This window comes from Dactylosporangium sp. NPDC050588, from assembly GCF_040654975.1.
In the GTDB taxonomy this organism is placed as follows: Bacteria; Actinomycetota; Actinomycetes; order Mycobacteriales; family Micromonosporaceae; genus Dactylosporangium; species Dactylosporangium maewongense.
Map to the genome: position 1 here is coordinate 174,421 of NZ_JBFAJA010000008.1, position 6,540 is coordinate 180,960.

The following is a 6,540-nucleotide window of genomic DNA, read 5'->3' on the forward strand; positions in this document are numbered from 1 at the left end:
AGACCCGATTGGAGATGCTATGGGAGGATTTTCCGGACATATGGGGAATACAGTTCCTTCACTCTTTGCGGCAATTGTCGGAAGGGACCCGTCACTTCCGCTGCTGACGTTCTACGACGACGCCACCGGGGAGCGGGCCGAGCTGTCCGGCGCGACGCTCGGCAACTGGGTCTCGAAGACCGCGAACCTGCTGGTCGACGGCTGCGGGCTGGGCCCCGGCGACACGGCCGGCGTCTGGCTGCCGCCGCACTGGCAGACCGCCGCGGTGCTGCTCGGCGCCTGGTCCGCCGGGGTCACCGTCGCCTACGGCGAGCCGACCGCCGCCGGCATCGACGTCGAGTTCGCGTCGGCGCAGGCGGTCGAGGCGGGCGTGCCGGCGGGCCCGCCGGACCGGTTCGTCCTCGGGCTGGCCCCGATGGGGATGCCGATGCGCACCCCGCCGGCCGGCTGGGCCGACTACGTGACCTCGGCCCGCCAGCACGGCGACCACTTCCCCGGCGCGCCCGTCGCCGCGGACACCGGCGCGCTCGTCGAGACCGACGGCTCGCTCGACGGGCACGGCCCGCTCCTGGACCGCGCCCGGGCCCGCGCCGCCGAGCTGGGCATCTCGGGCGGCCGGGTGCTCATCGACGCCGACGCGTACCCGTACCCCCTCGACTGGCTGCTGGCGCCGCTCGCCGCCGGGGCGAGCGTGGTGCTCAGCGTGCGCACCGACCTGTCGAAGCTGCCCGCACGGGGCACCTCCGAGCAGGTCGACCACACCGTCGGCCCTACTGTCTAGCCGCCCGGACCGCTTCGAAGTACCGCAGCGACTCCGGGTTCGCCAGGGCGCCCTTCGCGGCGGCCTGATCGACGGGCGTGCCGGTGAGGATCCGCTTCACCGGCACTTCCAGCTTCTTGCCCGACAGCGTCCGCGGCACCGCCTCCACCGCGAACACCTGGTCGGGCACGTGCCGCGGGGACAGGGCCGTGCGCAGCTCCCGCGCGATCGTGGCGCGCAGCGCGTCGTCGAGGGTCACGCCGGGCCGCAGCACGACGAACAGCAGCAGCTCTCCCGCCCCGCCCTCGGGGTCCTCCAGGTGCACGACGACCGAGTCGGTCACGTCGTCGAGGCCCTCGACGACCGAGTAGAACTCGCTGGTGCCGAGCCGGACGCCGCCACGGTTGAGGGTGGCGTCGGAGCGGCCGGTGATCACGCAGGCGCCGCCCTCGTCGATGGTGATCCAGTCGCCGTGCCGCCACACGCCCGGGTACGTGCCGAAGTAGGCGTCGGCGTAGCGGGACCCGTCGGTGTCGCCCCAGAAGCCGACCGGCATGCTCGGCATCGGCGCGGTGATGACGAGCTCGCCGAGCTCACCGATGACCGGGGTGCCGTCGGCGGCGTAGGCCTCGACCCGCGCGCCAAGGGCCCGGCACGCGATCTCGCCCGCGTGGACGGGCAGCAGCGGCACACCGCCCACGAACGCCGTGCACACGTCGGTGCCGCCGGACGCCGAGGCCAGCAGGACGTCGGCGGAGACCGCGTCGTACACCCACTCGAAACCCTCGGGTGGCAGCGGCGCGCCGGTCGAGCCCACGCCGCGCAGCGCCGACAGGTCGGCCTGCTCCTTCGGGACGAGGCCGGCCTTGCGGCACGACAGCAGGAACGGCGCGGACGTGCCGAAGTACGTGGTGCCGGACTCGGCCGCGACCCGCCACAGCCAGCCGAGGTCGGGGTGCGCGGGGTTGCCGTCGACGAGGACGATCGCGGCGCCGACCGCCGGGCCGGAGACCAGGTAGTTCCACATCATCCAGCCGGTCGTGGTGAACCAGAAGAACCGGTCGCCGGGGCCGAGGTCGTGGTGCAGCGCGAGCATCTTGAGGTGCTCGAGGAGGATGCCGCCGTGGCCGTGCACGATCGGCTTCGGCAGGCCCGTGGTGCCGGAGGAGTACAGCACGTAGAGCGGGTGGCTGAACGGTACCGGCGCGAACTCCAACGCGTCGGACGTCTCGTCCCAGACCGGATCGCCGCCGTGCAGATACGGGATCTCGATGAACGCCTCGACCGACGGCAGCGCCTCGCGGATCGCCGCCACCTCGGCGCTGCGGTCGACGGCCTTGTCGCCGTAGCGGTAGCCGTCCACGGCGACGAGGACCTTCGGCTCGATCTGCTGCCACCGGTCGACGACCGAGCGGGTGCCGAACTCGGGCGCGCAGCTGGAGAAGATGGCGCCGAGGCCGGCGGTGGCGAGCATGAGGACGAACGTCTCGGGGATGTTCGGCGCGTACGCCGCGACCCGGTCGCCCTGCGTGACGCCGAGCCGCCGCAGCGTCGCCTGCGCCCGGCGGACCTGCTCGCGCAGCTGCGCGGCGGTCAGCGTGACCGGCTCGCGGGTCTGCGAGTAGGCGAGCACGACCGGCTCGTCGTCGGCGACGCCGGGCATCCGCAGCACGTGCTCGGCGTAGTTGAGGCGGGCGCCGGGGAACCAGTCGGCGCCGGGCATCCGCGCGTCGGGCAGCGCCGCGGTGGCCGGCTCGTGCGTGATGACCTCGAAGTGCTCCCAGATCGCCTGCCAGAACTCGGCCGGGTGGTCGACCGACCACTGCCACAGTTGCCCGTAGTCCTCGAACTCCAGGCCCCGCTCGCTCGACAGCCATCGCAGGAAGGCACCGATACGGGTGCGTTCACGGACGTCTGCAGGGGGTCGCCACAGCTCCTTCGCCATCCGACCATCTTCCTGCACGCCCGAACGATCGCTCAGTGTGGGCCACCGACATCCGCACCCGGGTTTCCGTGTGGCGGCCGCGGGTAATCGACACGGGTATGACGCTCTCGTTGCCGCACCACCACCGCCCGCAGTGGGTCGGCCTCGCCGGATTCGGTGCCGCCGCGGCGGCCGCCGCTCTGATCGGCGGGCTGGGCGTCGCCGGGACCGCCAGTGAGTACGACTCGCTGAGCCAGCCGTCGTGGGCGCCCCCGTCATGGCTGTTCGGGCCGGTCTGGACCGTCCTGTACTGCTGCATCGCGGTGTCCGGCTGGCTGGTGTGGCGGCGCTCCGGATGGACCGCCGCCCTCACCGTCTTCGCAGCTCAGCTGGCCCTCAACGCGATCTGGACGCCGTTGTTCTTCGGCGCCGGCCAGCGCGGGCCGGCGCTGGCCGACATCGTCGCGCTGTGGGTGCTGATCGGCGTGAACATCGCCATGTTCTGGCGGCGGTCGCGCCTCGCGGCCGGGCTGCTGGTGCCCTACTGGGCGTGGGTCACGTTCGCCACCGCGCTCAACGCTTCGGTGTGGTGGATGAACCGCTAGCCCCCGGCGTCTCCTGCGTGAGGTCCCGGGCGGCGCCCGGCACCGGCCGCGGTTGTGTGGCAAAGTCCACGAACTCGAAGTTCCCGGCGGTCACCTTCAGATCCGCGCCCCGTCCAGGCGCCGCCGGCGAACCGGCCCGTCGCCGCGTCGACGAGCAGGCAGTCGGCCTTCTGCGCGTCCGCCATGCAGATCACGTCGCGCTGCCGCCGGGGCAGCTTCGCCAGCACCCGGGCGACCTTCCGCGACCGGCGCTGCGCGTCGGTGCGCTCCTCCGCCCGGGTCGCGTGGCTCTCCTGCACGGGGTCGACCCCGGTCCGCGCGAGGGCGCGGTAGCCGCGCACCTCGTCGCGGCGGTGCCGGTTGAGCACGTTCGTGGCGATGCCGAACAGCCACGGCAGCGGCGGCTGGTCCTGCGCGAAGGTGTGGCGGCGTTCGTACGCGATGAGGAACGTCTGCGCGACGACGTCTTCGGCCAGATCCGGACCGACCGGCGCGCGCAGTAGCGGTACAGCGTCCGCGCGTGCCGGTCGTAGATGGCCGTGAAGCCGTCCGCGATCAAGAGGTTGCCTTCCGGGTCCACACCCCTTCTTGTCCGCACGCGCCTGTCATGTTCCCGCTACTTCTGTTCTTCCTGGCGGTGCCGCTGGATCGCCTCCCGGCGCGACAGGCGGTGCTCGCGGCGGATCTCGGCCTCGCGCCACCGGCCCTCGTTCTCGGGCGAATCGGGCACGACCGGCGGCACCGCCCGGGGCTTGCCGTCGGCGTCGACCGCGACGAACACCAGATATGCGGTCGCCACCACGACCGGCTCGGCGACCTCGTCCCACCGCTGCGCGACCAGCCGCACGCCGATCTCCATGGACGTCGTCCCGGTCCAGTTGACCTGCGCGTACGCGTGCACGAGGTCGCCGACCCGCAGCGGCTCCAGGAACAGGATCTCGTCGATCGACGCCGTCACCGCCGTGCCGCCCGAGTGCCGCGCCGCCGCCGCGCCCGCCACGTCGTCGACGAACTTCATGATCACACCGCCGTGGACCGTGCCGTAGAGATTGACGTCGACGGCGGTCATGATGCGGCTCAGCGTCACCCGTGAATACGCGGTCGGTCGGCCAGTGTGCTCCTGCATTCCCCAGACGGTACGGTGCGAACCATGCGACACGTGGGAAGCCTGATCGCGGGGATGTTGATCGCCCCGATCGCGTGGCTGCTGATCGCCCTCGGCCAGCAGAAATCCACTGAAACGGTGACGAAGTGGGTGGAGCGCGGCGCCTTCGACAGCGTCGACCTCATCGTGCCCGCCGCCTACCTCCTGGGCGCCGGCCTGATCCTGGGCCTCATCGCCACTCTGCGCATCTCCCCCGTCGGCCCGGTCGTCGCCGGCCTGGCGCTGCTCGGCACCTACGTGAGCCTCTTCATCGACCCGCTCGGCGCCCTGGACGGCCTGCCCGCCGACTACAAGCTCGCCGGCCTGACGATCAACCTGCAGCTGCCCATCCTCAACGGCACGACCGCCGTCCTGGGCATGGCCCTGCTGGTCGCCGCCGCGAGCGTCAAACGCTGGCGCGCGTGGCCGTTGACCGCCCCGGTCGTCGTCGCCGGCGGCGAACCCCTCGACCCGCACGAGTTCCCCCTGGGCCAGGGCCCGACCGCGGCGCACCCCGGCTCCCGCACCACCGAGTTCCCGGCCGCCGCCGGCGCCACGTCGGTGCTGCCGCCGTATGGCGCGCAGGCCTCCTCCGGTGGCGGCAGCGGCTCTGGTACGCCGAGCTCCGGCGCCACCTCCGTCCTGCCCACCTTTGGGGCCGCTTCGGCCGGTTCGCCGGGCCTGCCTTCCGACGCGACGCAGCCCGTGCCGCCGGTGGGCCGCCCCGCCGCCGGCCACCCGCCCGTGTCGCATTTCGCCGCTCCGGTGTCCGGCGCTGGGTCGTACTCGCCTCCGGTGACCTCCGCGCCCCCGGTGTCGTCCGCCCCGCCGTCTTCTGCTCCGCCGGCGCTTTCGAAGCCGGCCGCGTCCGGGTTCGGCGCGCAGGCCTCCGCGGCGGGCGGGGCACCGGCTCCTGGGTTCGCCGCACAGCCCCCCGCCGGTGGACACCCCGGCCAGCAGGGCGGCCCGGCCCCGGTCTCAGCGCCCGGCAGCAGCACCGGCCCGTCGTGGCTCACCCCGGAATCGATCGCCGCCCAGCCTTCTTCTCCCCAGCCGTCCTCCGCCCCGCCGGCGGCTGGGCAGCCCTACTCGGCGCCGCCGGCCCCTGGTCAGCCTTCCTCCGTTCCGCCGGCCCCCGCGCACCCCCATTCGGCGCCGCCGGCCGCTGGGCAGACGTACCCCGCGCAGCCCTTCTCTGCCCCGCCGGCCCCTGCACAGCCTCATTCAGCACCGCCGGTCGCTGGGCACCCCCATTCGGCGCCGCCGGTCGCTGGGCAGTCGTATCCCGCACAGCCCTTCTCTGCCCCGCCGGCCCCTGGGCAGCCTCACTCGGCACCCCCGGCCCCTGGGCAGCCTTACGCGGCCCCGCTCGCCGGGCAGCCCCCGCTGACGCAGCCGTCCTCCACCGCAGCGCCGGTCGCGCGGCCGCCGGCCGCCGCTCCTGGCGCCGAGACCTCGGGTGGGCAGGCCGCGCCGGCCACCCCGCCCGGCCCGTTCCCGCCGTCGCTCGGTGGCCGGGGTGGACCGCCGGCTCCGGCCGCCCCGCAGGGTTCGACGCCGCCTGGGCCGTTCCCGCCCGGGGGCGCACCCGCCCCGGGCTCCGCGACCCAGTTCCGCCCGGCCTCCGGCCAGGGTGCGCAGACGCCGCCGTTCGCTCCGCCGGGCGCGCCCCGGCCTGCCTCGGCACCTCCCGCGCCCCAGTTCGGCCAGCCCGCATCCGCCCCGCCGGCGCCGTTCGCACCTCCCACGTCCGGCCCCGCGTCCGCACCACCCGCACCCGGCCAGGCGTCCGCACCACCGGCCCAGTTCGGCCAGCCGACCGGCCCCGCGCCCGCGCAGTTCGGACAGCCTGCGTCCGCACCGCCCACGCACTCCGGGCAGCCCTCCGCCGGTCCCGCGTCCGCACCGCCCGCGCCGTTCGCACCACCGACGGCCGGCCCCGCCTCGGCACCGCCCGCGCAGTTCGGGCAATCCCCCGCCGGTCCCGCATCCGCACCGCCCGCGCAGTTCGGGCAGCCCTCCGCCGGTCCCGCGTCCGCACCGCCCGCGCCGTTCGCACCACCGACGGCCGGCCCCGCCTCGGCACCGCCCGCGCAGTTCGGGCCGT

6 protein-coding genes and 1 pseudogene are annotated in these 6,540 nt (G+C 74.4%); 3 read left to right on the forward strand and 4 right to left on the reverse strand.

The window, feature by feature from the left end; all coding sequences use genetic code 11:
- Positions 1–40: 40 nt before the first annotated feature.
- Positions 41–781, forward strand: coding sequence for a TIGR03089 family protein (locus AB0I21_RS07650; RefSeq protein WP_344501652.1), 741 nt, complete (start codon positions 41–43; stop codon positions 779–781).
- Here the strand turns inward: AB0I21_RS07650 and AB0I21_RS07655 are convergent.
- Entirely contained in the window at positions 771–2,705 is a 1,935-nt protein-coding gene (locus AB0I21_RS07655) for an acetoacetate--CoA ligase (RefSeq protein WP_360559581.1), read from the reverse strand. The two genes, AB0I21_RS07650 and AB0I21_RS07655, sit on opposite strands and share 11 nt — an antisense overlap.
- A gap of 98 nt (positions 2,706–2,803) precedes the next feature.
- Here AB0I21_RS07655 and AB0I21_RS07660 point away from each other — a divergent pair, with 98 nt between their 5' ends.
- Positions 2,804–3,289, forward strand: a complete 486-nt coding sequence (locus AB0I21_RS07660) for a TspO/MBR family protein (RefSeq protein WP_360559582.1) — start codon at positions 2,804–2,806, stop codon at positions 3,287–3,289.
- Here the strand turns inward: AB0I21_RS07660 and AB0I21_RS07665 are convergent.
- The 3 genes and pseudogenes from AB0I21_RS07665 to AB0I21_RS07675 all read right to left on the reverse strand — a co-directional run bounded on the left by AB0I21_RS07665 (position 3,286) and on the right by AB0I21_RS07675 (position 4,415).
- Positions 3,286–3,657: a hypothetical protein gene (locus AB0I21_RS07665; RefSeq protein WP_360559583.1), complete on the reverse strand. Its 372-nt coding sequence runs from the start codon at positions 3,655–3,657 to the stop codon at positions 3,286–3,288. The two genes, AB0I21_RS07660 and AB0I21_RS07665, sit on opposite strands and share 4 nt — an antisense overlap.
- A gap of 30 nt (positions 3,658–3,687) precedes the next feature.
- A pseudogene (locus tag AB0I21_RS07670) lies at positions 3,688–3,789 on the reverse strand (hypothetical protein); the annotation flags it as partial.
- Positions 3,790–3,905: 116 nt separating this feature from the next.
- The gene (locus tag AB0I21_RS07675; RefSeq protein ID WP_344501657.1) at positions 3,906–4,415 is read right to left on the reverse strand and encodes an acyl-CoA thioesterase; all 510 of its coding nucleotides are present in this window, start codon (positions 4,413–4,415) and stop codon (positions 3,906–3,908) included.
- Between the two features lie 24 nt (positions 4,416–4,439).
- On the opposite strand from AB0I21_RS07675, the gene AB0I21_RS07680 reads away from it, so the two are divergent.
- Positions 4,440–6,540 (forward strand): hypothetical protein (locus AB0I21_RS07680; protein ID WP_360559584.1); only part of this gene is annotated, 2,101 nt, incomplete at its 3' end.

Bases quoted from the DNA above. Each gene is read 5' to 3' on its own strand.
- AB0I21_RS07650 (WP_344501652.1), top strand. From the start codon at position 41: ATGGGGAATACAGTTCCTTCACTCTTTGCGGCAATTGTCGGAAGGGAC.
- AB0I21_RS07655 (WP_360559581.1), bottom strand. From the start codon at position 2,705: ATGGCGAAGGAGCTGTGGCGACCCCCTGCAGACGTCCGTGAACGCACC.
- AB0I21_RS07660 (WP_360559582.1), top strand. From the start codon at position 2,804: ATGACGCTCTCGTTGCCGCACCACCACCGCCCGCAGTGGGTCGGCCTC.
- AB0I21_RS07675 (WP_344501657.1), bottom strand. From the start codon at position 4,415: ATGCAGGAGCACACTGGCCGACCGACCGCGTATTCACGGGTGACGCTG.